Below are 23,030 nucleotides of genomic sequence, written 5' to 3'. Positions count from 1 at the left end.
GGTCTCATGCGTGCAGCCGACATCTCCGGTGACCTCGACCGCGTCCTCGTCACGGAGGAGGAGATCCACGCCAAGCTGCGCGAGCTCGCCGCTCAGGTCGAGAAGGACTACGAGGGCAAGAAGCTCCTCCTCGTCGGCGTCCTGAAGGGCGCCGTCATGGTGATGGCGGACTTCATGCGGTGCCTCAACCGCGAGGTCGTCATGGACTGGATGGCGGTGTCGAGCTACGGCTCCAGCACGAAGTCGAGCGGCGTGGTGCAGATCCGGAAGGACCTCGACACCGACCTCGGCGGCTACCACGTGCTCATCGTCGAGGACATCATCGACTCCGGCCTCACGCTCAGCTGGCTGCTGAGCAACTTCGCCTCCCGCGGCGCCGAGTCGATCGAGGTGCTGGCGCTGCTGCGCAAGCCCGACGCCGCGAAGGTCGAGATCGACTGCCGCTACCTCGGCTTCGACATCCCGAACGAGTTCGTCGTCGGCTACGGCCTCGACTACGCCGAGCACTACCGCAACCTCCGCGACGTCGCGGTGCTCGCGCCGCACGTCTACGCCTGACCCCGTACGCCGTGGGCGAATCCCAGACGGCGCATAGAGAGGCCGCGGTAGCCTGAGACGACTCGACGCCGGTCGCGTCGACGGGAGGAAGTCACGCCAGGCATGGACGTCAAGAAGCTCACTCGCAACCCGCTGATCTACATCCTTCTGGTCGGCGTGCTGCTGATCGTCGGGTTCTCGCTCATCTCCAACCTGGGCGCGCCGCGACAGATCTCCACGCAGCAGGGCCTCGAGCTGCTCGACGGCGACACGGTCAGCGAGGTCGTCATCACCGACGGCGACCAGCGCGTGGACATGACACTGTCGAAGGCGTACGAGGGCGCGACCGACGTGCAGTTCTACTACGTCACCGCCCGCGCCGAGGAGGTCGTCGACGCGGTCGACGCCGCCGCTCCCGCCGACGGCTACGACGACGCGGTGCCGCGCGCGACCATCTGGGACAGCCTGCTCTCGCTGGCCGTGCCGATCCTCCTGCTCGGCCTGCTGTTCTGGTTCCTGATGTCGAGCGCCCAGGGCGGCGGCCGCGGCGTGATGCAGTTCGGCAAGTCCCGCGCGAAGCTCATGAGCAAGGAGCACCCGGACGTGACGTTCGGGGATGTCGCCGGTGCCGACGAGGCCATCGAGGAGCTCCAGGAGATCAAGGAGTTCCTGAAGGACCCGGCCCGCTTCCAGGCCGTGGGCGCCCGCATCCCGAAGGGCGTGCTGCTGTACGGCCCTCCCGGAACCGGCAAGACCCTGCTTGCCCGCGCGGTGGCCGGCGAGGCCGGTGTGCCGTTCTACTCGATCTCCGGCTCGGACTTCGTGGAGATGTTCGTCGGCGTCGGCGCGAGCCGCGTGCGCGACCTCTTCAACCAGGCCAAGGAGAACTCGCCGGCCATCATCTTCATCGACGAGATCGACGCGGTCGGCCGCCACCGCGGCGCCGGCATGGGCGGCGGTCACGACGAGCGCGAGCAGACGCTGAACCAGATGCTCGTCGAGATGGACGGCTTCGACCCCAAGGTCAACGTCATCGTCATCGCGGCGACGAACCGCCCCGACATCCTCGACCCCGCACTGCTGCGCCCCGGCCGCTTCGACCGGCAGATCGGCGTGGACGCCCCCGACCTCAAGGGCCGGCTGCGGATCCTGCAGGTGCACAGCCGCGGGAAGCCGCTGGCCGACAACGTCGACCTCGAGGTCGTCGCGCGGAAGACGCCCGGGTTCACCGGCGCCGATCTCGCCAACGTGCTGAACGAGGCGGCTCTCCTCACCGCGCGCTCGAACGCGCAGCTCATCGACGACCGCGCGATGGACGAGGCGATCGACCGCGTCATCGCCGGCCCGCAGCGCCGCACCCGCGTGATGAAGGACAAGGAGAAGCTCATCACGGCGTACCACGAGGGCGGTCACGCCCTCGCCGCCGCGGCGATGAACTACACCGACCCCGTCACGAAGATCACGATCCTCCCGCGCGGCAAGGCGCTCGGCTACACGATGGTGCTGCCGCTCGAGGACAAGTACTCGGTGACGCGCAACGAGCTGCAGGACCAGCTCGCCTACGCCATGGGCGGCCGCGTGGCGGAGGAGATCGTCTTCCACGACCCCACCACGGGCGCGTCGAACGACATCGAGAAGGCCACGAGCATCGCCCGCAAGATGGTCACCGAGTACGGCATGACCACGGCCGTCGGCCCCGTCAAGCTCGGCAGCTCCAGCGGCGAGGTCTTCATGGGCCGCGACATGGGCCACGGGCGCGACTACTCGGAGCGCCTGGCCGAGCACATCGACGGCGAGGTGCGCGCGCTCATCGAGCTCGCCCACAACGAGGCGTACGAGGTGCTGAACGCGAACCGGGAGATCCTCGACCGGCTGGCGCTGGCGCTCCTCGAGCAGGAGACGCTCGACCACCTGCAGATCGAGGAGATCTTCAAGGACGTCAAGAAGCTCCCCGAGCGGCCGCAGTGGCTGTCGTCGAGCGACCGGCCGGTCTCTGCGCTCCCGCCCATCGACGTGCCGCGCAAGCGCCAGGTCGACGGCATCGCCGCCTCGACGACGGCGGAGAGCTCCGCCACCCAGCCGGTGACGCGGCCCGCGACCGGACACGCGCGCCCCGCCACCGCGTGACGGTGCGCGCGTGACCGTCGACCGGGAGCGCGTCGCGGCGCTCACCCGCGAGCTGCTCGTCGCGATCGGGGAGGACCCCGACCGCGCGGGGCTGCGCCAGACCCCGCAGCGCGTCGCCGACGCGTACGCGGAGTTCTTCGCGGGCGTGGGGGAGGACCCGGCAGCGCCGCTCGCGCACACGATCAGCGTGAGCCGCGGCCCCGCTCCCGACACACTCCCGTCGGGTGCGGTGCTCCTGCGCGGGGTGCGCTTCCGGTCGGTCTGCGAGCACCATCTGCTGCCCTTCGCCGGTCACGCCCACATCGCGTATCTGCCGGGGGAGCAGGTCGTCGGACTCGGCGCGCTCCCCAAGGTCGTCGACGTGCTGGCCGCGCGCCCGCAGGTGCAGGAGCGGCTGGGCGAGCAGATCGCCGACACCATCGCGGGCTCGCTCGACGCGCGCGGCGTCGTCGTCGTCCTCGACGCCGTGCACCAGTGCGTGACCATGCGCGGCGGGCGCCAGAGCGACAGCTCCACCGTCACCGTCGCGGCCCGGGGCGAGCTCGCGGAGCCGGCGGCCCGCGGGGAGATCGTCTCCCTCATCGCGCTGGGCGGCGGTCTCGCGCACGAGGAGCTGCCGTGACCTCGATCTGGGGCATCGTGAACGTCACCCCCGATTCCTTCTCGGATGGCGGCGCCCACTTCGCGGCGGATGCGGCGGTCGCGCACGGACGACGACTCATCCAGGACGGCGCGACCGTGCTGGACGTCGGCGGCGAGTCCACGCGCCCCGGCGCGGAGCCGGTGGGCGCTGCGGCCGAGATCGCGCGCGTGGAGCCGGTGATCCGCGCGCTCGCGGCGGACGGCGCGACCGTGAGCATCGACACGTATCGCGCGGAGACCGCCCGATCCGCGATCGCCGCGGGCGCGGCCATCCTCAACGACGTCTCGGGCGGCCTCGCGGACCCCGCGCTGCTCGAGGTGGCCGCCGCGCACGACGTCGACGTGGCGCTCGGGCACTGGCGCGGCCCGTCCGCCGACATGTACCGGGAGGCATCGTACGGGCGGATCGGGCGCGAGGTCGCGGCCGAGCTCTCGGCCCGGGTCGACGCCGCGGTCGCCGCCGGCGTCCGCCGCGAGCGGATCATCCTCGACCCGGGGATCGGATTCGCCAAGCGCGGCGAGCAGAACTGGGCGCTGCTGCGCGAGCTCGACGAGATCATCTCGCTCGGCTTCCGCGTGCTCGTCGGCACCTCCCGGAAGGGCTTCCTCACCGCCGCGCTCGGCGACGCCCCCACGCTCGCGCAGCGCGACCTGGCGACCGCGGTCACCAGCGCGCTCGCGGCCGATGCGGGTGCGTGGGGGGTGCGCGTGCACGACGCGGCGGCGACGCGCGATGCGCTGGCGGTCGCGCGGGCCTGGCAGGGTTGACCTCATGGAAGCGCTCGACCGCATCGAACTGACCGGACTGACGGCCTTCGGGCGCCACGGCGTCTTCGGCTTCGAACGCGAGAACGGCCAGGACTTCACGATCGATCTGCGGCTGTCGCTGTCCACACGTCGCGCCGCGGAGTCGGACGACGTCACGGACACCGTGCACTACGGCGAGCTCGCCGAGCAGGTGGTCGCGATCGTGGCGGGCGAGCCCGTGAACCTCATCGAGACCCTCGCCCACCGCATCGCCGACGCGGTGCTGGCCGATGAGCGCGTGCGGGCGGTCGACGTGACCGTGCACAAGCCGCACGCGCCGATCGCCGCCCAGTTCTCCGACGTGTCGGTCACGGTGCGCCGCTGTGCGCTCGATGCGACCCGCGGGCAGGACGCCCGATGAGCCGCGACCTGGCCCGGCCGCTCGGCTCGGCGCCCGCACGCGTGCGCCGCGCGCCCGTCGCGGCCGTGGTCGCGATGGGCGCCAACCTCGGCGACCGAGCGGCCACCCTCGCCGCCGCCGTGCACGAGCTCGAGCGCCTGCCGCTGACCGAGGACGTGACCTGCTCGCGCCCGCACGAGTCGGTCGCCGTGAAACTCGACGGCCCCGACGCCGATGCCCCCGCCTACCTCAACGCGGTGGCCCTGGTGGTGACGCGGCTCGCGCCCACCGTGCTGCTGGGGTACCTGCAGGCGATCGAGGAGCGCCACGGGCGCGTGCGTCGCGAGCGGTGGGGCGACCGCACGCTCGACCTCGACCTCATCGCCTACGGCGACGTGCGCTCCGACGACACCCGGCTGATCCTGCCGCACCCGCGTGCGGCGGAGCGCGACTTCGTCCTCGCCCCGTGGCTCGAGGTCGACCGTGACGCGGTGCTGCCCGGCGTCGGCCGCGTCGACGCCCTGCTCGCGCGCCTGCGAGGGGGGAGCGCATGAGGCGCACGAACGCGGTGTCGCTGCTCGTCGCGGCCCTGCTGGGCGGCGGTGCCGGATTCCTGCTCGATCACGTGCTCACGGCGTCGGGGCGGGCCACCTTCGCGCCCTCGCTCATGCTGCCCGTCCTCCTCGTGCTGCTGGGCGCCCTCGTGCTCGCGCTCGCCTGGCCGGTCCGTCGATCCGTGCGCGACCCCGAGGCGCCGCGGGTGGATCCGTTCCGCGCGCTGCGGATCGCCGTGCTGGCGAAGGCGTCGAGCATCGTGGGCGCCGTCGTCGGAGCCGCGGCGCTCGGTCTGCTGCTCTACGGAGCCACGCGGCCGGTGGCACCCGCGCTAGGGTCGGTCGGGACGACCATCGCGTGCGCGATCGCGGGTGCACTCCTCGTGGCTGCCGCACTGCTCGCAGAGCACCTCTGCACGCTGCCGAAGGACCCCGATGAGCGCGATCCCGACGAACCCGCAGCCGGAGCCGAGCCCCGCTGAGGTCTCGACCCCCGTCCTCGATGACCGGACCTACCGCGGCATCCGCGAGCCGCGTCGAGGCGGCGGGCTCGCCCTCGACGGCACCTGGCATCAGATCTCGCCGAAGTACGTCGTCTCGCAGCTGCTGCAGAACGCGATCTTCCTCGTCGTGATCTGGGCCGTCGCGATCGTCGTCTGGGCGCTCGCCGACGCGGAGGTCTGGCCGTGGATCGTCGCGGGTGCCATCACGCTCGTGACCGCGCTGCCCCTCGCCATCCTCCCGCGACAGGCGCGCGCTCTCGGCTACATGCTGAGAGCCGACGACATCGTCTTCCGCAAGGGGATCCTGTGGCAGCGGATGGTCGCGGTGCCGTACGGACGGATGCAGCTGGTGGACATCACGGGCGGTCCGCTCGACCGCGCCTTCGGCATCGCGAAGCTGAAGATGGTGACGGCTGCGGCGACCACGGGCGTGGAGATCCCCGGGCTCGGTCAGCAGGCGGCCGAGGCGCTGCGCGACGCGCTCATCGAGGTGGCCGAGACGCGGCGGACGGGACTGTGAGCGCCGCGGCGCCCCCGCCCGGAGCCGGCCCGGAGACGGCCGTGCTGCCGGGCGGCGGCACGTCTGCCGTCGCCGACGGCGAGTGGCACCGGCTGCACCCGCTCACGCCGCTGTTCAAGGGCGGCCTCGCGCTGCTCATCGTCGCGGGCATCGCGCTGAACAACATGCGCGACCGTCTCATCTTCTGGGCGGTGTCGCTGTTCACGCCGCCCGAGGCCCACGTCGACGAGTACCGGGGCGGGGACCCGTTCGACTGGGTGCTGGCCAACAATCTCGTCCTCGTGGCGCTGCTCGTGACTCTCGGCGTGGTCGCGGTGCTCGTGCTCGTGTTCTGGCTGGTGTGGCGGTTCCAGCAGTTCCGCATCACCGACGAGCACGTCGAGGTGCGCAAGGGCATCGTCTTCCGCTCCCACCGTCGGGCGCCGCTCGACCGCGTGCAGGGCGTGAACCTCACCCGCCCGTTCCCCGCACGACTCATCGGCATGGCCAAGCTCGAGGTCGTGGGCGCCGGCAGCGACGCGAACGTGGTGCTCGAGTACCTGGCGACCTCCCGCGCCGAGGACGTGCGGGCGGACATCCTCCGCCTCGCCTCCGGCGCCCGTGCGGCCAGGGCCGCCGCGCGCGCCGGTGCGCCCGCGCCCGCGACGGGGCTGCGCGCGCAGGTCATCGGGCATCTCAACGAGGGGGTGAGCGGCCTCATCGAGGGGGTGGACCTCACCGACGTCGCGCCGGAGAGCGTCGTGAAGATCCCGACCGGGCGGCTCGTGGGATCGCAGGTGATCGGCGGCGTCATCTGGTTCGTCTTCTTCCTGCTCGTCTTCGCCGCCGTCATGCTCGGGCTGCTCCCGATCGCGCTCGCGAACGAGGACGGCGACGGGCTGCTCGTGCTCCTCGGCGCCGGCCTCGGAATGGCGGTCCCGTTCGTCGTGGCGACGGCCGCCATCGTCTGGGCGCAGATCTCGCGCTCGCTGCGCTACGCCATCGCGCCGACCCCCGACGGGGTGCGCATCACGTTCGGGCTCTTCACGACGGTCACCGAGACGCTCCCGCCCGGGCGCATCTTCGCGGTCGAGGTGTCGCAGTCGCTGCTGTGGCGGCCGTTCGGATGGTGGACCGTGAAGATCAACCGCATGACGGGCAAGAGCCTGTCGCAGCAGACCAGCAGCACCGCGCAGCAGTTCAACGTGGTGCTGCCGGTCGGCAAGCGCGAGGACGTGGAGCGCGTGCTCGCGCTGATCCTCCCGGACGCCCCGATCGCAGATCTCCCGCTGGTGTGGGAGCACGGGATCCTCGGCCCCGTCGAGGGCGACCCGTACCGGCGCATGCCGGCTCGCGCCGCATGGCGGCGCCCGCTGTCGTGGCGGCGTCACGGCTATGCGGTCACCGACTTCGGCCTGCTGCTGCGTCGCGGCCGGGTCTGGCGGAAGCTCGCGATCTTCCCGCTCGCGCGCCTGCAGGGCGTGTCGATCGCGCAGGGGCCGGTCGACCGGCTGCAGCGGGTCGCCTGGGGGCAGGCGCACACCGTGGTCGGGCCGATCTCCGGCCAGATCGTGGGCCTCGAGCGCGAGGACGCGATCGCCCTCCTGCAGGAGACCAGCCGCGGCGCGGCGGAGGCCGCCTCGCGCGATCACACCCACCGCTGGGGCGAGCACATCGCGCCGATCGCGATGGATTCCGACGCGGATGTCGATTCCGGTCTTCCTCGTTCGACGCACTGAGTGAGAGGGTCGAGACGCGACCCCCGCGAGAGGTGGAGAGACCGATGAAGTTCATGATGATCATGCGCGCGACCGACGAGGCCACTGCGGCGTATCGGGAGGTGCCGTTCGAGGAGATCCTCGAGCAGATGGGCCGGTACAACGAGGAGCTCATGAAGGCCGGCGTCCTCCTCGCGGGCGAGGGCCTCGCCGACATCGACGACAACGCGTTCGTCGTCGACTTCTCGAGCGAGCCGCCGCTCGTCACGGACGGCCCCTATGGCGAGACGAAGGAGCTCTTCAGCGGCTTCTGGATCATCGAGGTCGCCACGAAGGACGAGGCCGCGCACTGGGCTCGTAAGGTGCCGCTCGGCGCCGGCTCGAAGATCGAGGTGCGCCGGGTGACGGAGATGACCGACTTCCCCGCTGACAACGAGTGGATCGAGAAGGAAGCAGGATGGCGCGAGGAGCAGGCGAACCGCGCGCAGTGACGGCGGCGCCGTGAGCGGCGCGGCGGATGAGGCTCGCCGCGCCGTCGCGGCCGTCTGGCGCGCCGAGTCCGCGCGCGTCGTCGCGACCCTGACGCGCTACACGGGCGACTTCTCCCTCGCGGAGGACCTCGCTCAGGAGGCGGTGGCCGACGCGCTCGCGCAGTGGCCGAGCTCGGGCATCCCGCGGAATGGCGCCGCGTGGCTGACGACGGCGGCCAAGCGCAAGGCGATCGACGTCTGGCGACGCCGGGAGCGCTACGACGCACGCGTGGCGGCGCTCGCGCACGCGCTCGACGAGGCTCAGCCGGACGCCGACCCATGGGACCCGGACGAGATCGACGACGATGTGCTGCGCCTCGTGTTCGTCGCGTGCCATCCCGTGCTCGCACCGCCGGCGCGGGTGGCGCTCACGCTGCGCGTGGTGGCCGGCCTCGAGGCCGACGAGATCGCGCGGGCCTTCCTCGTGCCGACGGCCACCGTGCAGCAGCGGATCGTGCGCGCCAAGCGCGCCCTCGCGGAGGCGGGGGTGCCGTTCGAGGTCCCGCCGCCCGCAGAGCGGCCGATGCGGATGGCCGCGGTGCTGGGTGTGCTCTACCTCGTCTTCAACGAGGGCCACTCCGCGAGCGCGGGCGAGGACCTGCTGCGGCCGGACCTCGCGCGCGAGGCCATCCGCCTGACCCGCATCCTCGCTGCGCTGCTGCCCGGGGAGCCCGAGGCGCACGGCCTCCTCGCCCTCATGGAGCTCACGGCCTCGCGGTTCGCCGCGCGCATCGACGCCCGCGGCGAGCCCGTGCTGCTGGCGGATCAGGATCGTCGCCGCTGGGACCGCGGCGCCATCGCGCGCGGCCGCGCGGCGCTCGCCCGCGTCGACGCGATGGGCAGAGGTCGCGGCCCGTACGCGCTGCAGGCCGCCATCGCGGAGTGCCATGCCCTCGCGCCCGACGTCGCCCGCACCGACTGGGCGCTCATCGTGCGGCTGTACGAGGCGCTCGCGCAGGTGGCGCCCTCGCCCGTGGTCGACCTCAACCGCGCCGTGGCCGTCGCGGAGGCATCGGGGCCCGAAGCCGGACTGCGCATCGTCGACGAGCTCGTCGCGGGCGGACGGCTGCGCACCTACCATCTGCTGCCGGCGGTGCGCGGCGAGCTGCTCGCGCGCCTCAGCCGGGACGATGAGGCGCGAGCGGAATTCGCGGCGGCCGCGGAGCTCGTCCGGAACGAGCGGCAGCGCGCGGTGCTGCAGGCGCGCGCGGCCGCACCAGGCGCAGCTACCAGCCGTGCCCGTTGAACCACTCGCGCCGGTGCGCGACCTCCGCGTCGCTCTCGCCGGCATCCGATGTGTCGTGGGGGAGGAGGCGCCCGCGCGGATCGAGCTCGATGAACCTGCCGCAGGTGGGGCAGAGCGCTCGTCCGTGCGGATAGCCGTCGTCGAGGGGCGGCGCGGGCGTGCCGCGCTCGCCCGTGCCCGGGCACCCCGCGGCGTCGGCGGTGAGATCGCTCCACATGATCGCGCGGTGCCGGTGCAGACCGGGGTGGTCGAGGGGACGGGTGCAGCGCGCGCCGTCGTGACGGCTGCGGCAGAAGCGCATCATGACCACGAGGATGCCAGGTCGACCCGAGGGCACGGCGGCATCGCGTAGGGTCGACGCCGTGCGACGGGACGGGCGACTGGGAGTCGGGATCATCGGAGCCGGCCGGGTGGGGCCCGTGGTCGGGGCCGCGCTCGCGGGCGCGGGGCATGCGATCACCGGCATCACGAGCGGGTCCGACGACGAGCGCGTCTCCGCCGTGCTGCCCGACGTCCCCGTGCTCGACGCGCTCGAGGTCGTGCGCCGCTCCGAGCTCGTCGTGCTCGCGGTGCCGCATGCCGAGCTCCCCGGTCTCGTGCGCGGGCTCGCCGACCTGGGGGCGTGGCAGCTCGGGCAGCTCGTGCTCCACACCGACGCGGCGCACGGGATCGAGGTGCTGCGTGCGGCCGCCGAGAAGGGAGCCATCCCGCTGGCCGTGCACCCCGCGATGGCCTTCACCGGCACGACGATCGACCTGCGCCAGCTCTCCGCGTCGTACGCCGCGGTGACGGCGCCGGCTCCGGTGCTGCCCATCGCGCAGGCGCTCGCCGTGGAGCTGGGGTGCGAGCCGGTCGTGGTCGAGGAGGCCGACCGCGCGGCGTACGCCGAGGCGATCGCGACGGCGTCGGAGTTCTCGCGGCAGATCGTCCGCCAGGCGACGGGGATCCTCCGCGGCATCGGAGTGGAGAACCCCGGCGGCTATCTGTCGGCCCTCGTGCGCTCGACCGTCGACCAGGCGCTCACGGAGGCGAGCCCGGCCATCCCCGACCTGCCGCCCGAGGAGTGACCAGGACCGGCTGACTAGACTTGCAGGCAGACTTTCTGAGGAGCTTGCATGTCTGAGACGCCCGTCGAGAACGCCCCCGAACCGACCGAGGAGGACGTCTTCGAGCAGAAGGCTGTCCGCCTGGCCAAGCGCGAGCGGCTGATCGCCGAGCGCGGTTCGGCGGCCGGCGGCGCCTACCCGGTGACCGTCCCCGTCACCACGACCATCCCCGCCCTGCGCGCGGAGTACGGCGAGCTCGAGGCCGGCGCCGAGACCGGGGTGACCGCGGGCGTCGCGGGGCGCGTCGTGTTCAGCCGCAACACCGGCAAGCTCTGCTTCGCGAGCCTGCAGTCCGGCGACGGATCCCGCATCCAGGCGATGGTCTCGCTGGCGAACGTGGGCGACGAGTCGCTCGCGCGCTGGAAGGAGCTCGTCGACTTGGGCGACCACGTCTTCGTCTCCGGCGAGGTCATCTCCAGCCGTCGCGGCGAGCTGTCGATCATGGTGACGAACTGGGAGATCGCGGCCAAGGCCGTCCTGCCGCTGCCCAACCTCTACACCGAGCTGAGCGAGGAGGGCCGCGTCCGCAGCCGCTTCCTCGATCTCATCGTGCGCGACCAGGCGCGCGCCACGGTCCGCTCGCGCGCGAAGGTCAACGCGAGTCTGCGCGCCACGTTCGACCAGCACGACTTCGTCGAGGTCGAGACCCCGATGCTGCAGGTGCAGCCCGGCGGCGCCACCGCGCGTCCGTTCATCACGCACTCCAACGCGTTCGACACCGACCTGTACATGCGCATCGCTCCCGAGCTCTACCTCAAGCGGGCGGTCGTGGGAGGCATCGACCGCGTCTTCGAGATCAACCGCAACTTCCGCAACGAGGGCGCGGACTCCACGCACAGCCCCGAGTTCGCGATGCTCGAGGCCTACCAGGCCTACACCGACTACAACGGCATCGCCGACCTCACGCAGGAGCTCATCCAGAACGCCGCGATGGCGGTCGCAGGGGACACGAAGGTCACCTGGGCGGATGGCACGGTGTACGACCTCGGCGGGCAGTGGGACCGCGTCTCGATGTACCCCTCCCTCTCCGAGGCCGCGGGCGTGGAGGTCACCCCCGACACCCCGCTCGAGGAGCTGCTGAAGCTCGCCGAGGCGAACGACGTCGACGTGCCGTCGCACGCCACGCACGGCAAGCTCGTCGAGGAGCTGTGGGAGCACTTCGTCAAGCAGCACCTCACCCGGCCGACCTTCGTCATGGACTTCCCCGTCGACACCAGCCCGCTGGTGCGCGAGCACCGGAGCATTCCCGGCGTCGTGGAGAAGTGGGACCTGTACGTGCGAGGCTTCGAGCTCGCCACAGGCTACTCCGAGCTCGTGGACCCCGTCATCCAGCGGGAGCGGTTCGTGGAGCAGGCCAAGCTCGCCGACCGCGGCGACGACGAGGCCATGCGCATCGACGAGGAGTTCCTCCGCGCGCTCGAGCACGGCATGCCGCCCACCGGCGGAATGGGCATGGGCATCGATCGTCTGCTCATGGCGATCACCGGTCTCGGCATCCGCGAGACGATCCTCTTCCCGCTGGTGAAGTAGGCGCTCCGGCGACCGGATCACGGTCGCTGGAACGCCCACGGCGGAAGGTAGGCCGCGTTCAGCATCGACGCGATGATGCTGGCGAGGCCGTGGTCGGGATCGATCTCGGCGACGAGCGACACGTAGTACTCCGCGTGGGTCGCGCGGCCGAGCGCCCAGCTCAGCCACGCCGCCGAGACCAGCGGGCCGACGCGCGCCTCCCGCGGCGCCGCGGCCGCGAGCCGGCGCACGAGCGCGAGGGCGAGCTCCAGCCGCTCGGGATCGGGCCGCGGCCCCTCGCCCATGAGCCGGATCGGGCCATCCGGCTCCGACCGGTCGCCAGCCCGCCACCGCTCGTTGAACTCCAGCGCGCGGTAGCCCTCCGCCAGGTCCGCGCTCCACTGCGACAGGGCGACGTCGCGGTAGAAGGGGCGGTCGAGCGCCCAGACCAGCGCGGCCGCAAGGTACGGGTCGAGCGCGTCGGGGTCCCAGTCGACGCACTCCTCGAACACCTCCGGGAGCTGCCCGAGCAGGCACGCCGCGGCGAGCGCGCGCGGGGGGAGGCCGCCGATCCCCGCCCGGCTCTGGCCGCCGAGCACATCGGCGGCCTGCTCGATCCCTCGGAGTGCGCGTGCCAGCCGCTCCCGCTCCGCGAGGTCCGACGCCGGCAGCTCGACGCCGTCCGCCTGGTGGGCGAGCACCGGCGACGGCGCGGCATCGTCGGGAAGGGCGCCCTCGTGCGCGATCTCGGCGAGCGGGCGCGGCTCATCCGGTGCGTCGAGGTACGAACCCCAGCCGTCGGCCGCCACACAGAGCGCGTCGACGACATGGAGCCCGCAGCGGTCCGCGAGCTCGCGGAGACGCCGCATCAGCCCGTCGAATGCGACGCCGCCGGCGTCGTCGTGGAAGGGGCGGTCGGTGTACACGACCGCGGTGAAGCGCGACGCCTCGGGCAGGCGGCAGACGATGCTGATCGCGTTCGCGGCGACCGCACCGGCCTCCTCGTCGGGTGGGAGGTCGAAGCGCGCGACAGCCGCGGTGTGCCCGTCGACGATGGGCACCACGACGAGGCTCCGGCGCGGGAGGTAGCCGCACACGTGCGGGAGGACGGAGAGGAACTTCTGCGCGGACTGCGCGCGGATGATGGTCGTCATGTCTCGAGGCTCTCGCCGCGCCCGTCGCCGTCGGCCGCGTCCACAGCCGGACAGTCACGGCACGCCGCGGCACGCCGCCCTGTGGAGAGGGCGTCGTCGTGCGGCGCCCGGGCAGCTCCCACGCAGGCCCCGTAGAATGCCACCGTGGACAGTTTCTGGGTGGCGGCGCTCTGGTCGCTCGCGCCCACCGTGGCGATCGCGCTGGTGTTCTGGTTGATCCTGCGGAACATCCTCCGCTTCGATCGCACCGAGCGGCGCACGTACGCGGCCATCGAGGCCGAGGAGCGCGCGAAGCGCGGCCTGCCGCCTCGCGAGGACTGACCGGGGCCTGTCAAGGCTCTGCCGCCGACGGCTCGCGCACGCGAAGCTCGAGGCATGTTCATCGGCTACCACGCGTCCCACGAGCAGCTGCCGCCGAGCGCGCTGCTGTCCGCCGTCCAGCTCGCGGAGTCCGTGGGCTTCGACGGGGCCATGTGCTCCGACCACCTCGCGCCGTGGGGGCGCGCGCAGGGCGAGTCGGGGTTCGCCTGGTCCTGGCTCGGGGCGGCGCTCGCGACCACCCGCTTCGGCTTCGGTGTGGTCACCGCGCCCGGCCAGCGCTACCACCCCGTGATCACGGCCCACGCCATCGCGTCGCTGGGCGAGATGTTCCCCGGCCGCTTCTGGGCGGCCCTCGGCAGCGGCGAGCGCATGAACGAGCACGTCACGGGCGACCCGTGGCCGGAGAAGCGCGACCGCGACCGCCGCCTCGACGAGTGCGCGGCGATCATCCGCCGGCTGCTGGCCGGCGAGTGCGTGAACCACGAGGGCACGGTGCGCGTGCACGAGGCGCGTCTGTGGAGCCTCCCCGCAGCCATCCCGTCGCTCGTGGCCGCGGCGATCTCGCCGCGGACCGCGGCCCGTGTCGCGGGCTGGGCGGATGGCCTCATCACGACGGGCACGGACGCGCACGCACTGGGGGAGACGGTGAGCGCCTACCGGGCCGCGGGCGGGAAGGGCGAGGTGAGCCTGCAGCTGCACCTCAGCGTCGACGCGTCGCGAGAGCGCGCGGCGGAGATCGCTCGCGATCAGTGGCGCCACGGCGCGGTCACCGAGGTCTCGCCGTGGGACATCGCGCAGCCGGAGGACTTCGACCGGCTCGCCGAGCGGGCCGCCGAGGACCCGGCCGAGACCGTGCTCGTCGGCGACGACCCCCGCGAGCTCGCCGACGGGATCCGCGCTCTCACCGCGGGCGTCAATCGCGTCTATCTGCACCACGTGGGGCAGGACCAGCGCCGCTTCCTCGAGGAGCACGCGCCTGCCCTTCTCGCCGAGCTGCGGAGCGCGCGATGAGGCGCGAGAACGTGGCCGACCTCTGGTGGCGATCCGCCGTCGTCTACTGCCTCGACGTGGAGACCTTCCTCGACGCAGACGGCGACGGCGTCGGAGACCTGCCGGGGCTCGCCCGCGCCGTCGACTACGTCGCGGACCTGGGCGCCACGGTGATCTGGCTCATGCCGTTCTATCCGTCTCCGAACCAGGACGACGGCTACGACGTGGCGGACTTCTACGGCGTCGACCCGCGCTACGGCACGCACGGCGATCTCCTCGAGGTCATCCGCGTCGCGCACGGTCGCGGCCTGCGGGTGATCGTCGACCTCGTCGTCAACCACACCTCCGACGAGCACCCGTGGTTCGCCTCCGCGCGCCGGTCGCGCACCTCGCCGTATCGCGACTTCTACGTCTGGCGCGACGATGCGCCCGACGACGCGGAGAACACCGTCTTCCCCGGCGAGGAGGCGAGCATGTGGGAGTGGGAGCCGGAGACCGAGCAGTACTTCCTGCACAGCTTCTACCGGCATCAGCCCGACTTGAACTTCGCGAACCCGCGGGTGCGGGATGAGATCGCGAAGGTGGTCGCGTTCTGGCTGAGCCTCGGCATCGACGGCTTCCGCGTCGATGCGGTGCCGTTCCTCGTGGACCCCTCGCCGGAGCGGATCGCGGACCCGCACGAGTACCTGCAGGACATCAAGCGATTCCTCCGCCGGCGCTCGCCGAGTGCGGCGCTGCTGGGCGAGGTCGCGCTCGACCACGATGGCCAGGAGGCGTACTTCGGGTCGGGCGGCGACGAGCTCGACCTCCAGTTCGACTTCCAGACCAACGTCGCGCTGTACCTCGCGTTCGTCCGCGGCGACCCCACCCCCATCGTCCGCTCCATCGAGAGCCGCAGGGCGCCATCCGACGACGTGAGCTGGGCGCTCTTCCTGCGCAATCATGACGAGCTCTCCCTCGCCCTTCTCAGCGAGGAGGAGCGGCAGGAGGTGTTCGAGGCGCTCGCACCCGACGAGGCGCAGCGCGTCTACGGCCGCGGGATCGTGCGGCGGCTGCCCACCATGCTCGACGGTGACCAGCGTCGGATCCGGCTCGCCTACAGTCTGATGTTCTCGCTGCCGGGGGCCACCGCGCTGCTGTACGGCGAGGAGATCGGGATGGGCGAGAACCCGGACCTCGAGCGGCGCCGCGCGGTGCGCACGCCGATGCAGTGGACGGCGAGCGGCGGCTTCTCCACGTCGCGCGAGCCCATCGCGCCGTTCCCGGAGGGCGCCTGGTCTCCTCGACAGGTGAACGTCGCCGACCAGCGGCGCGACCCCGACTCCCTGCACCGGTTCCTGCGGACGGTGATCGCCGCCTACCGCGCGACGCCCGCGATCTCCTGGGGCGCGTTCGAGGCGGTCCCGTGCGGTGCGGCGGGCGTGCTCGCGCACCGCATGCGCTCGGATCTGGGGGACGCGCTCTTCCTCCACAACCTCCGGGATGAGCCGGTCGAGGTACGGCTGGACGTCGACGGCGACGACGACGTCCTCCTCCACGACCTGCTCGACTCCGAGCCGCCGCGCGCGCTGCCGCGGCCGCTCGAGATCCCCCTCGAGGCCTACGGCTTCCGCTGGTACCGGCTGCGCGGCGCGTCGGAGATCGGGCCCGAGGAGGCGGGCCCGACGCGCGCCTGAGACGCGGCGCCGGACCCGCGTCCGGTCAGGTCGAGATCTCCTCGACCGTCTCGCCGGTCTCGACCGGCGCGAGCGCGAGAGCGACGTCGGCCTGGCTGATGATGCCGACGAGGCGGTGATCGTCGAGCACGGGGAGCCGGCGCACCTGGTGATCCTGCATCAGGGTGAGGGCGTCGCGGATGTCGTCGCCCGCATCCACCGTCACGGGCGCGCCCTCCGCGAGCTGTCCCGCCCGCGTCGAGGCGGGGTCGCCACCGGAGGCGATGCACTTCACGACGATGTCGCGATCGGTGAGCATCCCCTTGAGCTTCCCGTCCTCCCCGCAGATCGGCAGAGCCCCGACGTCGAGGTCGGCCAGCAGCTTGGCCGCGTCGACGAGGGACTCCTGCTCGCCGATGCACCGGGGATCGGAGGTCATGATGTCGCGTGCCGTGGTCATGGTCGTGCTCCTTCGTCCGCTTCCAGGGTCGGTCGCGACGATACGAGGCGCGGCGGCCGCCGGCAGGACGGTTGACAGACGCGGAGTGCGCGCTCTCGCCGCCCGTGCACCCCGGCCCGCGACCGCGCAAGCCCCTATCGCCGACCGATTCACCTGGATACTGTCGGCGGCATGACCGTCACACTCACCGGCCTCGCGACCGTGGTGCCCCCGACCGTTCTCCATCAGGACGAGGTGAGGGAGGTCTTCGGATCGCAGCCCGAGCTGTCGCGGCTGGCAAAGCGGCTGGTCAGCACGTCGTTCGGCGTCTCCGGGATCGAGCGCCGCTACACGGTGCTCACCGAGCTCGGTGAGCGCACCGCGCAGCCCGGCGTCGAGCGCGTGTTCTACGACGCGGAGTCGGGCCTGCTGATGTCGCCGGGGACCAAGGCGCGCAACGACATCTACGCGCGCGAGGCGAGCCGGCTCTACGTCGACGCCGGACGCGCGGCGCTGGCGAACCAGGAGGAGTTCTCGGCCGAGGACGTCACCCACGTCATCACCGTGTCGTGCACCGGCTTCTACGCGCCCGGCCCGGACTTCGTCGTCGCGCGCGACCTCGGACTTCCCGCCGACGTGCAGCGGTTCCACCTCGGGTTCATGGGCTGCTACGCGTCGCTCCCCGCCCTGCGGCTGGCGACGCAGCTGTGCCAGGCCGATCCCGAGGCCGTCGTCCTCGTTGTGAGCGTCGAGCTGTGCACGCTGCACCTCCGCACGTCCGATGACCCCGACACGATCATCGCGACGTCGCTGTTCGGGGATGGCGCGGGTGCGGCCCTCGTGTCGGCCCGCCCCATCCCGTCGCACGAGCCGGGCTTCGAGCTCGACAGGTTCGCCTCGCGGGTCGCCCCGGAGGGCGAGTCCGACATGGCGTGGCGCATCGGCGACCACGGATTCGAGATGGTCCTCTCGAACATGGTCCCGGCCATCCTCGGCCAGCACGTGACCGGCGCCGTCCGGCCGCTCTTCGCTCCCGAGCCCGACCTCGCGCGCGCGCTCGACGAGCAGCGCGCGGGCGAGGTCATCCCGCACTGGGCCATCCACCCGGGTGGTCGCAGCATCCTCGACAAGGTCGAGTCGGCCCTCGAGCTCAGCGAGGCGCAGCTGCTGCCGGCACGGGCGACCCTGCGCGACTTCGGCAACATGTCCAGCGCGACGGTGCTGTTCGTGCTGCGTCACATCCTGGACTCGCCGGCCGCCTCCGCCGGGGAGCGCGTCGCCGCCATGGCGTTCGGTCCGGGCCTCACCGTGGAGTCCGCGCTGATGACCATCCGGGGCTCCTGATGGCCGGACGGCTCGCCGCGCGCGACGCCGTCGTCGCCGAGCGGATGGACGACCCCGACTGCGACCCGGACCGGCTCGCGCGCACCTACGCGCGCTTCGGGCTCATGAACGCGGTCGTGGCCGCGCCGCACGGGGCGTATCGGCGCTGGATCGCGCCCCGCCTGCGGGAGGGAGACGTGCGCCTGCTCGACGTCGGCACGGGCGGCGCCGACTTCCCGCGCGCGGTGTGCCGGTGGGCGCGACGGAAGCCCGGGCGGCTCGACGTGCTCGCGATCGACCCCGATCCGCGTGCGTTCGCGTTCGCCGAGCGCGTGCCGCCCACGCCGGGCCTGCGCGTGCGCCGCATGGACACCACCGCCGTGCTCGCGAGCGGCGAGCGGTTCGACGTCGTCATGTCGAACCACGTGCTCCACCACCTCTCCGACGACGAGGCCACCGCCCTGATGGCGGAGACCGCGCAGCTGCTGCGCCCCGGTGGTGTCGTGGTGCATCGCGACATCGAGCGGTCGCGCGGCGCGTACGTCGCCTTCGCGCTCGGCACGCTGCCCGTCCATCCGCTCCTCCTGCGCGGCACCTTCCTGCGCGAGGACGGACTCACATCCATCCGCCGCAGCCGCACCCGCGCGGAGCTGGCGGCCATCGTGCCGCCCGGCTGGCGGGTGGAGCGAGGGCGGCCCGCGCGCCTCGAGGCGGTGCACGAGGCATGAGCGCGTCGCACGACGTCGTCGTCGTGGGCGCGGGGCCGGTCGGCATGCTGCTGGGATGCCTCCTCGCGCAGCAGGGGGCGGACGTCGCGGTCCTGGAGCGCTCGCTCGCTCCGTCGGCGAGCTCGCGCGCGGTCGGCATCCACCCGCCCGGCTTCGCCGCGCTCGCCGCGGCGGGCATCGGCGACGACATCGAGCACGCGGCGCTGCGCATCCACGAGGGCGTCGCGCTCTGCCGCGGGCGGCGGATCGGGACCCTGTCCTTCGCGGACCCCGTGCGGATGCTCACCCAAGACCGCACGGAGGCGCACCTCGAACGGCGTCTGCGCGAGGCCGCTCCCCGCGCCCTGCGCCGCGGGATCGAGGTCCGCGACCTGCGGACGACGACAGCCGGCGTCGAGGTGGAGACGTCAGAGGGCGCCGTCGCCGCGCGGCTGCTGGTCGGGGCGGATGGCACGCGCAGCTTCGTCCGAGAGCGCGCGGGGATCGGGTGGGAGCGCCGCGATCCCGACGTCCGATTCGTCATGGCCGACGCCGACGACCTCGGCGAGCATCGCGGCAGCGCGCTGCTGCATCTCGAGCCCGACGGCGTGGTGGAGTCGTTTCCGCTTCCGGGAGACCGTCGCCGCTGGGTCGTCCGCACCGACGGGTTCCGCGCCGACGGGCCCCGTGCCGATGGTGCGGCGGGCGAGCGCACGTGGTCTCGCGCGGCTTTCGCCGCCCTCGTCGAGGAGCGGGTGGGCGCGCGGCTCGACACCGCCACCCTGAGCGAGCCCAGCCCTTTCGCCGCACGTCAGCAGCTCGCCGCGACCTTCGCGCAGGGCCGCGTGGCGCTCGCGGGCGACGCCGCGCACGAGGTGAGCCCGATCGGCGGACAGGGGATGAACCTCGGCTGGCTGGATGCGCGCGCACTCGCGGACCGCCTCCGGCCTCGTCAGGGCGGCGATGACCCGTGGGGCGCGTACGCGCGAGATCGCCGCGCGGCGGCGGGGCGAGCGATGAGACGCGCCCGTTTCAACATGACGATGGGCGCGCCATGCGGGGGCGCTCTGCTCGCGGCGCGCAACGCCGCGATCCGGGGCCTGGCAGGTCCGCCCCTCCGCGGCGTGCTCGCCGGAGCCTTCACCATGCGCGGGCTGTGACGGAAGTGACTGATGTCAAGCCCTTTCCCCATGCGTCCGCGCGCGGTTCCCTGGAGACGCCAGAGAGTCCGCACGCAGCAGCAGAGGAGAGGGTAATGAGCCACAGAACCACCGATCGGGTCGGCTACGCCGAGACCCCGGTCCAGAAGGCCGCGCTGATCCTGGGAGTCGTCTTCCTCCTGGTGGGCATCGCGGGCTTCATCCCGGGGATCACCTCGGGCGTCGACCAGCTGGAATTCGCGTCGCACACGTCGGAGGCGATGCTCCTCGGCATCTTCCAGGTGTCGATCCTGCACAACCTCGTGCACGCCCTGTACGGCGTCGCCGGCCTGGCGATGGCGCGCACCGCGTCCGCGGCGCGCAGCTACCTCATCGTCGGCGGCATCGTCTACGCGGTGCTGTTCATCTACGGCCTGTTCGTCCCGCACGACAGCGCCGCGAACTTCGTCCCGCTGAACAGCGCCGACAACTGGCTGCACCTGGTGCTGGCCGTCGCGATGATCGCGCTCGGGTTCCTCCTCGGACGGAACACGGCGCGACGTCACGTCTGACCGGAGCCGCCGAACCGCCGTCCGCTCGCGCGGACGGCGGTTCGCTGTGTCCGGCCGTCGCGCCGTCGCAGACGGCCCCGTCCGGAGCGTCCACCTCGCTTCGCTAGGCTGGCCAGGACGAGGAGGGTGCGGATGGACTGGGTGGTGAGCTCCGCCTTCTGGCTCGGCGCCTACACCGTCGTCGACGTCGTCGTGCGCGTCCTCGCGCTCATCGTCGTCCCGGCGAATCGCAAGCCCACGTCGGCGATGGCGTGGCTGCTCGCGATCTTCCTCGTGCCGATCCCGGGCATGATCCTCTTCCTCCTCATCGGCAACCCCCGCCTGCCGCGGGAGCGCCGCGAGATGCAGACCGAGATCAACGGCGTCCTCCGTCAGGCGAACGAGCACCTGGAGCGCGGCACCCCGCGTCCGAACGAGCCCGGCTGGTTCAGCGCGATCGTGCGCATGAACCGCGAGCTGGGCGCGCTGCCGCTCTCCGGCGACAACGGCGCCCGTCTGGTGACGGGATACCAGGAGAGCCTCGACGAGATGGCCGAGGCCATCCGCTCGGCTCGTCGGTACGTGCACGTCGAGTTCTACATCCTGAAGTCCGACCGGTCGACCGAGAACTTCTTCCAGGCGCTGGAGGAGGCGTGCGGGCGGGGCGTCGCCGTCCGCGTGCTCATGGACCACTGGGCGAACCTGTCCAAGCCGCTGCACCGGAAGACGCGCGACCGGCTCAAGCGGATGGGCGCGGACTGGCACTACCTGCTGCCCCTGCGTCCGCTGCGGCGTCGCTGGCAGCGGCCCGACCTCCGCAATCACCGGAAGCTCCTCATCGTCGACGGCGAAGTCGCCTACATGGGCTCGCAGAACGTCACCGACCGGAGCTACAACGTGCGCTCCAACATCAAGCGCGGGCTCCAGTGGGTGGACCTCATGGTCCGGCTCGACGGCCCTGTGGTCTCCAGCGTCGATGCGGTCTTCCTCAGCGACTACTACAGCGAGACCGGTGAGACCCCGCCCGGGGTGGACCTGCGCGACATGGCAGCGGGAACGGGCGACTTCGACTGCCAGGTCCTGCCATCGGGGCCCGGGTTCGAGGTGGAGAACAACCTGCGGCTGTTCCTCGCCCTCCTGTACGCGGCGCAGCGGAAGATCGTCATGGTCAGCCCGTACTTCGTCCCCGACGAGGCGCTCATGCTGGCGGTGAGCGCGGCGGTCTCCCGCGGCGTGCGCGTGGAGCTGTTCGTCTCGGAGATCAGCGACCAGGCGATGGTGTACCACGCGCAGCGCAGCTACTACGAGGCGCTGCTCAAGGCCGGCGTGCACATCTACCTCTTCCAGCCGCCGTACATCCTGCACACGAAGACGGTGTCGGTCGACGACGAGGTGGCCGTGATCGGCTCGAGCAACATGGACATGCGCTCGTTCGGCCTGAACTTCGAGGTCTCGCTGCTCGTGCGCGCCGAGGAGTTCGTCCGCCAGCTGCGCGACGTCGAGGACGACTACCGCGCCCGCAGCCGTGCGCTCGAGCTGGACGACTGGGTCTCGCGGTCGTTTTGGAGCAAGGTGCTCGACAATCTCGCCCGCCTCACGTCCGCTCTGCAGTGAGCCGGCGCCGCCCGGTCAGAGCCGGGCGGTCGGATGGCCGTGGGGGACGGCCATGAGGAGGGCACCCTTCTCGATCCGGCAGTGGAGCCGGGTCGCCTGACCGAACTCGTCGCCGTCGAGCTCGACCGGCTGGATGGCCACCGGTGCGGTCTCCATCTCGGTGCCGCGCAGGAAGCGCACCGACGAGTCGCGCCGCCGCTCGACCACGCGGCGCCCCAGCCGCGAGCGGCGCAGCACCGAGTTGTCCCACCACACCTTGCGGAAGACGCCGAGCCACCCGAACATGCCGGACGGCTGGATGAGGGCGATGTCGAGCACGCCGTCGAAGATCGAGGCCTCCGGGATGAGCTCGATGCCCGCCGGCAGTGCGCCGCAGTTGGCGAACAGCACGCTCTGCACCTTCGCGGCGTGGAGCCTCCCGCCGTCGAGCTGGTAGACGACGCGGAAGGGCTCCGCTCCGGGGAGCGACCGGGCCGCGCCGTCGACGTAGGCCACCCATCCCACCTGCCGCTTCAGACGTGCGTTGGTGTTGGCGATCATCGCCGCGTCGAGTCCGATGCCCGCCATGACGACGAAGGCGTGCTCCTCCACCTCGCCGGTGAGGCGACGCAGCCGGGCGACGCCGATGTCGGTGGCCACGACGTCGCCCTCGATCGCCGCGCGCACCATCTCCTCGGGATCGGTCAGCGGCAGTCGGAGGTTGCGGGCGAGCAGGTTGCCGGTGCCGCTCGGGACGACGGCCAGGCGCACGCCGGTTCCCCTCATCGCCTCGGCCACCGCGCGCACGGTCCCGTCGCCGCCGGCGACGAGGACGGCGGCGACCCCCTCGGCGAGGGCGCGCTGCGTGGCCTGCTGCCCGGGATCCTCGATCGTCGTCTCGAAGACGAGCGGCGGCAGCCATCCGCACTCCTCGGAGATGAGCGTGACGGCCGAGCGCAGCGCGTCGGCCGAGGCGACCTTCACGGGGTTGTAGACCAGCGCGGCCCGCGGCGCGGGGGCGGCTTCGGCGGTCATGCTCA

General features: G+C 72.3%; 25 protein-coding genes. 21 read left to right on the top strand and 4 right to left on the bottom strand.

The window, feature by feature from the left end; all coding sequences use genetic code 11:
• Positions 1-6: 6 nt before the first annotated feature.
• The 11 genes from hpt (at position 7) to D7D94_RS09095 (ending at position 9,503) form a co-directional block, all read left to right on the top strand.
• Positions 7-558, top strand: a complete 552-nt coding sequence (gene hpt / locus D7D94_RS09145) for a hypoxanthine phosphoribosyltransferase (RefSeq protein WP_156242315.1) — start codon at positions 7-9, stop codon at positions 556-558.
• Positions 559-660: 102 nt separating this feature from the next.
• Positions 661-2,664 carry an ATP-dependent zinc metalloprotease FtsH gene (gene ftsH, locus D7D94_RS09140; protein WP_156242314.1) on the top strand — a complete coding sequence of 668 codons (2,004 nt, stop codon included), beginning with the start codon at positions 661-663 and terminating at the stop codon, positions 2,662-2,664.
• A 10-nt stretch (positions 2,665-2,674) separates the two neighbouring features.
• Complete coding sequence (gene folE, locus D7D94_RS09135) at positions 2,675-3,286, top strand: GTP cyclohydrolase I (protein ID WP_156242313.1); 612 nt, start codon at positions 2,675-2,677, stop codon at positions 3,284-3,286.
• The gene (folP, locus tag D7D94_RS09130; RefSeq protein ID WP_156242312.1) at positions 3,283-4,074 is read left to right on the top strand and encodes a dihydropteroate synthase; all 792 of its coding nucleotides are present in this window, start codon (positions 3,283-3,285) and stop codon (positions 4,072-4,074) included. Before folE ends, folP begins: the two co-directional genes overlap by 4 nt.
• A gap of 4 nt (positions 4,075-4,078) precedes the next feature.
• Complete coding sequence (gene folB / locus D7D94_RS09125) at positions 4,079-4,474, top strand: dihydroneopterin aldolase (RefSeq protein ID WP_156242311.1); 396 nt, start codon at positions 4,079-4,081, stop codon at positions 4,472-4,474.
• Positions 4,471-5,007, top strand: a complete 537-nt coding sequence (gene folK / locus D7D94_RS09120; RefSeq protein WP_156242310.1) for a 2-amino-4-hydroxy-6-hydroxymethyldihydropteridine diphosphokinase — start codon at positions 4,471-4,473, stop codon at positions 5,005-5,007. Before folB ends, folK begins: the two co-directional genes overlap by 4 nt.
• Complete coding sequence (locus tag D7D94_RS09115; protein ID WP_156242309.1) at positions 5,004-5,489, top strand: DUF3180 family protein; 486 nt, start codon at positions 5,004-5,006, stop codon at positions 5,487-5,489. The genes folK and D7D94_RS09115 overlap by 4 nt, the downstream gene beginning before the upstream one ends.
• The gene (locus tag D7D94_RS09110; protein WP_156242308.1) at positions 5,443-6,030 is read left to right on the top strand and encodes a PH domain-containing protein; all 588 of its coding nucleotides are present in this window, start codon (positions 5,443-5,445) and stop codon (positions 6,028-6,030) included. The genes D7D94_RS09115 and D7D94_RS09110 overlap by 47 nt, the downstream gene beginning before the upstream one ends.
• Positions 6,027-7,748, top strand: coding sequence for a PH domain-containing protein (locus tag D7D94_RS09105; protein WP_156242307.1), 1,722 nt, complete (start codon positions 6,027-6,029; stop codon positions 7,746-7,748). Before D7D94_RS09110 ends, D7D94_RS09105 begins: the two co-directional genes overlap by 4 nt.
• A 44-nt stretch (positions 7,749-7,792) precedes the next feature.
• On the top strand, positions 7,793-8,218 hold the full coding sequence (locus tag D7D94_RS09100) for a YciI family protein (RefSeq protein ID WP_156242306.1): 426 nt from the start codon (positions 7,793-7,795) through the stop codon (positions 8,216-8,218).
• Between the two features lie 10 nt (positions 8,219-8,228).
• Positions 8,229-9,503: an RNA polymerase sigma factor gene (locus D7D94_RS09095; protein WP_156242305.1), complete on the top strand. Its 1,275-nt coding sequence runs from the start codon at positions 8,229-8,231 to the stop codon at positions 9,501-9,503.
• Here the strand turns inward: D7D94_RS09095 and D7D94_RS09090 are convergent.
• Complete coding sequence (locus D7D94_RS09090; protein ID WP_156242304.1) at positions 9,484-9,807, bottom strand: hypothetical protein; 324 nt, start codon at positions 9,805-9,807, stop codon at positions 9,484-9,486. The two genes, D7D94_RS09095 and D7D94_RS09090, sit on opposite strands and share 20 nt — an antisense overlap.
• 10 nt (positions 9,808-9,817) lie before the next feature.
• Between D7D94_RS09090 and D7D94_RS09085 the strand changes: the two genes are divergently transcribed.
• Positions 9,818-10,570, top strand: coding sequence for a DUF2520 domain-containing protein (locus D7D94_RS09085; RefSeq protein ID WP_156243394.1), 753 nt, complete (start codon positions 9,818-9,820; stop codon positions 10,568-10,570).
• A 48-nt stretch (positions 10,571-10,618) separates the two neighbouring features.
• The gene (gene lysS / locus D7D94_RS09080; RefSeq protein WP_156242303.1) at positions 10,619-12,139 is read left to right on the top strand and encodes a lysine--tRNA ligase; all 1,521 of its coding nucleotides are present in this window, start codon (positions 10,619-10,621) and stop codon (positions 12,137-12,139) included.
• Between the two features lie 17 nt (positions 12,140-12,156).
• On the opposite strand, the gene D7D94_RS09075 is transcribed toward lysS, so the two are convergent.
• The gene (locus tag D7D94_RS09075) at positions 12,157-13,272 is read right to left on the bottom strand and encodes a DUF4192 family protein (RefSeq protein WP_156242302.1); all 1,116 of its coding nucleotides are present in this window, start codon (positions 13,270-13,272) and stop codon (positions 12,157-12,159) included.
• A 144-nt stretch (positions 13,273-13,416) separates the two neighbouring features.
• Between D7D94_RS09075 and D7D94_RS14260 the strand changes: the two genes are divergently transcribed.
• From D7D94_RS14260 to D7D94_RS09065, 3 genes are read left to right on the top strand one after another with little or no spacing between them, the layout of a single operon-like run.
• Positions 13,417-13,593, top strand: a complete 177-nt coding sequence (locus tag D7D94_RS14260; protein WP_173024270.1) for a hypothetical protein — start codon at positions 13,417-13,419, stop codon at positions 13,591-13,593.
• Between the two features lie 54 nt (positions 13,594-13,647).
• Positions 13,648-14,604 carry a TIGR03557 family F420-dependent LLM class oxidoreductase gene (locus D7D94_RS09070; protein WP_156242301.1) on the top strand — a complete coding sequence of 319 codons (957 nt, stop codon included), beginning with the start codon at positions 13,648-13,650 and terminating at the stop codon, positions 14,602-14,604.
• Positions 14,601-16,259: an alpha-amylase family protein gene (locus D7D94_RS09065; RefSeq protein WP_156242300.1), complete on the top strand. Its 1,659-nt coding sequence runs from the start codon at positions 14,601-14,603 to the stop codon at positions 16,257-16,259. The genes D7D94_RS09070 and D7D94_RS09065 overlap by 4 nt, the downstream gene beginning before the upstream one ends.
• 25 nt (positions 16,260-16,284) lie before the next feature.
• Here D7D94_RS09065 and D7D94_RS09060 read toward each other — a convergent pair whose 3' ends face one another.
• Positions 16,285-16,698: a CBS domain-containing protein gene (locus tag D7D94_RS09060; RefSeq protein ID WP_156242299.1), complete on the bottom strand. Its 414-nt coding sequence runs from the start codon at positions 16,696-16,698 to the stop codon at positions 16,285-16,287.
• Between the two features lie 171 nt (positions 16,699-16,869).
• Between D7D94_RS09060 and D7D94_RS09055 the strand changes: the two genes are divergently transcribed.
• The 5 genes from D7D94_RS09055 (at position 16,870) to cls (ending at position 22,011) form a co-directional block, all read left to right on the top strand.
• On the top strand, positions 16,870-18,021 hold the full coding sequence (locus tag D7D94_RS09055; protein ID WP_156242298.1) for a type III polyketide synthase: 1,152 nt from the start codon (positions 16,870-16,872) through the stop codon (positions 18,019-18,021).
• Complete coding sequence (locus D7D94_RS09050; protein WP_156242297.1) at positions 18,021-18,728, top strand: methyltransferase domain-containing protein; 708 nt, start codon at positions 18,021-18,023, stop codon at positions 18,726-18,728. The genes D7D94_RS09055 and D7D94_RS09050 overlap by 1 nt, the downstream gene beginning before the upstream one ends.
• A complete protein-coding gene (locus D7D94_RS09045) occupies positions 18,725-19,867 on the top strand; it encodes an FAD-dependent oxidoreductase (RefSeq protein WP_156242296.1) in 1,143 nt (380 codons plus the stop codon). The genes D7D94_RS09050 and D7D94_RS09045 overlap by 4 nt, the downstream gene beginning before the upstream one ends.
• Before the next feature lie 95 nt (positions 19,868-19,962).
• Positions 19,963-20,418 carry a DUF4383 domain-containing protein gene (locus D7D94_RS09040; RefSeq protein WP_156242295.1) on the top strand — a complete coding sequence of 152 codons (456 nt, stop codon included), beginning with the start codon at positions 19,963-19,965 and terminating at the stop codon, positions 20,416-20,418.
• Between the two features lie 132 nt (positions 20,419-20,550).
• On the top strand, positions 20,551-22,011 hold the full coding sequence (cls, locus tag D7D94_RS09035; RefSeq protein WP_156242294.1) for a cardiolipin synthase: 1,461 nt from the start codon (positions 20,551-20,553) through the stop codon (positions 22,009-22,011).
• Positions 22,012-22,026: 15 nt separating this feature from the next.
• On the opposite strand, the gene D7D94_RS09030 is transcribed toward cls, so the two are convergent.
• Positions 22,027-23,025: a diacylglycerol/lipid kinase family protein gene (locus D7D94_RS09030; RefSeq protein ID WP_156242293.1), complete on the bottom strand. Its 999-nt coding sequence runs from the start codon at positions 23,023-23,025 to the stop codon at positions 22,027-22,029.
• Positions 23,026-23,030: the final 5 nt, after the last annotated feature.

This window comes from Microbacterium oryzae (assembly GCF_009735645.1).
In the GTDB taxonomy this organism is placed as follows: Bacteria; Actinomycetota; Actinomycetes; order Actinomycetales; family Microbacteriaceae; genus Microbacterium; species Microbacterium oryzae.
This window is presented reverse-complemented; position numbering and strand designations above follow the sequence as displayed.

What these genes read in the sequence shown, in the direction of transcription:
- hpt (WP_156242315.1), top strand. Translation starts at nt 7, where the DNA reads ATGCGTGCAGCCGACATCTCCGGTGACCTCGACCGCGTCCTCGTCACG.
- ftsH (WP_156242314.1), top strand. Translation starts at nt 661, where the DNA reads ATGGACGTCAAGAAGCTCACTCGCAACCCGCTGATCTACATCCTTCTG.
- folB (WP_156242311.1), top strand. Translation starts at nt 4,079, where the DNA reads ATGGAAGCGCTCGACCGCATCGAACTGACCGGACTGACGGCCTTCGGG.
- folK (WP_156242310.1), top strand. Translation starts at nt 4,471, where the DNA reads ATGAGCCGCGACCTGGCCCGGCCGCTCGGCTCGGCGCCCGCACGCGTG.
- D7D94_RS09115 (WP_156242309.1), top strand. Translation starts at nt 5,004, where the DNA reads ATGAGGCGCACGAACGCGGTGTCGCTGCTCGTCGCGGCCCTGCTGGGC.
- D7D94_RS09110 (WP_156242308.1), top strand. Translation starts at nt 5,443, where the DNA reads ATGAGCGCGATCCCGACGAACCCGCAGCCGGAGCCGAGCCCCGCTGAG.
- D7D94_RS09100 (WP_156242306.1), top strand. Translation starts at nt 7,793, where the DNA reads ATGAAGTTCATGATGATCATGCGCGCGACCGACGAGGCCACTGCGGCG.
- D7D94_RS09090 (WP_156242304.1), bottom strand. Translation starts at nt 9,807, where the DNA reads ATGATGCGCTTCTGCCGCAGCCGTCACGACGGCGCGCGCTGCACCCGT.
- D7D94_RS09085 (WP_156243394.1), top strand. Translation starts at nt 9,818, where the DNA reads ATGCCAGGTCGACCCGAGGGCACGGCGGCATCGCGTAGGGTCGACGCC.
- lysS (WP_156242303.1), top strand. Translation starts at nt 10,619, where the DNA reads ATGTCTGAGACGCCCGTCGAGAACGCCCCCGAACCGACCGAGGAGGAC.
- D7D94_RS09075 (WP_156242302.1), bottom strand. Translation starts at nt 13,272, where the DNA reads ATGACGACCATCATCCGCGCGCAGTCCGCGCAGAAGTTCCTCTCCGTC.
- D7D94_RS09070 (WP_156242301.1), top strand. Translation starts at nt 13,648, where the DNA reads ATGTTCATCGGCTACCACGCGTCCCACGAGCAGCTGCCGCCGAGCGCG.
- D7D94_RS09065 (WP_156242300.1), top strand. Translation starts at nt 14,601, where the DNA reads ATGAGGCGCGAGAACGTGGCCGACCTCTGGTGGCGATCCGCCGTCGTC.
- D7D94_RS09060 (WP_156242299.1), bottom strand. Translation starts at nt 16,698, where the DNA reads ATGACCACGGCACGCGACATCATGACCTCCGATCCCCGGTGCATCGGC.
- D7D94_RS09055 (WP_156242298.1), top strand. Translation starts at nt 16,870, where the DNA reads ATGACCGTCACACTCACCGGCCTCGCGACCGTGGTGCCCCCGACCGTT.
- D7D94_RS09050 (WP_156242297.1), top strand. Translation starts at nt 18,021, where the DNA reads ATGGCCGGACGGCTCGCCGCGCGCGACGCCGTCGTCGCCGAGCGGATG.
- D7D94_RS09045 (WP_156242296.1), top strand. Translation starts at nt 18,725, where the DNA reads ATGAGCGCGTCGCACGACGTCGTCGTCGTGGGCGCGGGGCCGGTCGGC.
- D7D94_RS09040 (WP_156242295.1), top strand. Translation starts at nt 19,963, where the DNA reads ATGAGCCACAGAACCACCGATCGGGTCGGCTACGCCGAGACCCCGGTC.
- cls (WP_156242294.1), top strand. Translation starts at nt 20,551, where the DNA reads ATGGACTGGGTGGTGAGCTCCGCCTTCTGGCTCGGCGCCTACACCGTC.
- D7D94_RS09030 (WP_156242293.1), bottom strand. Translation starts at nt 23,025, where the DNA reads ATGACCGCCGAAGCCGCCCCCGCGCCGCGGGCCGCGCTGGTCTACAAC.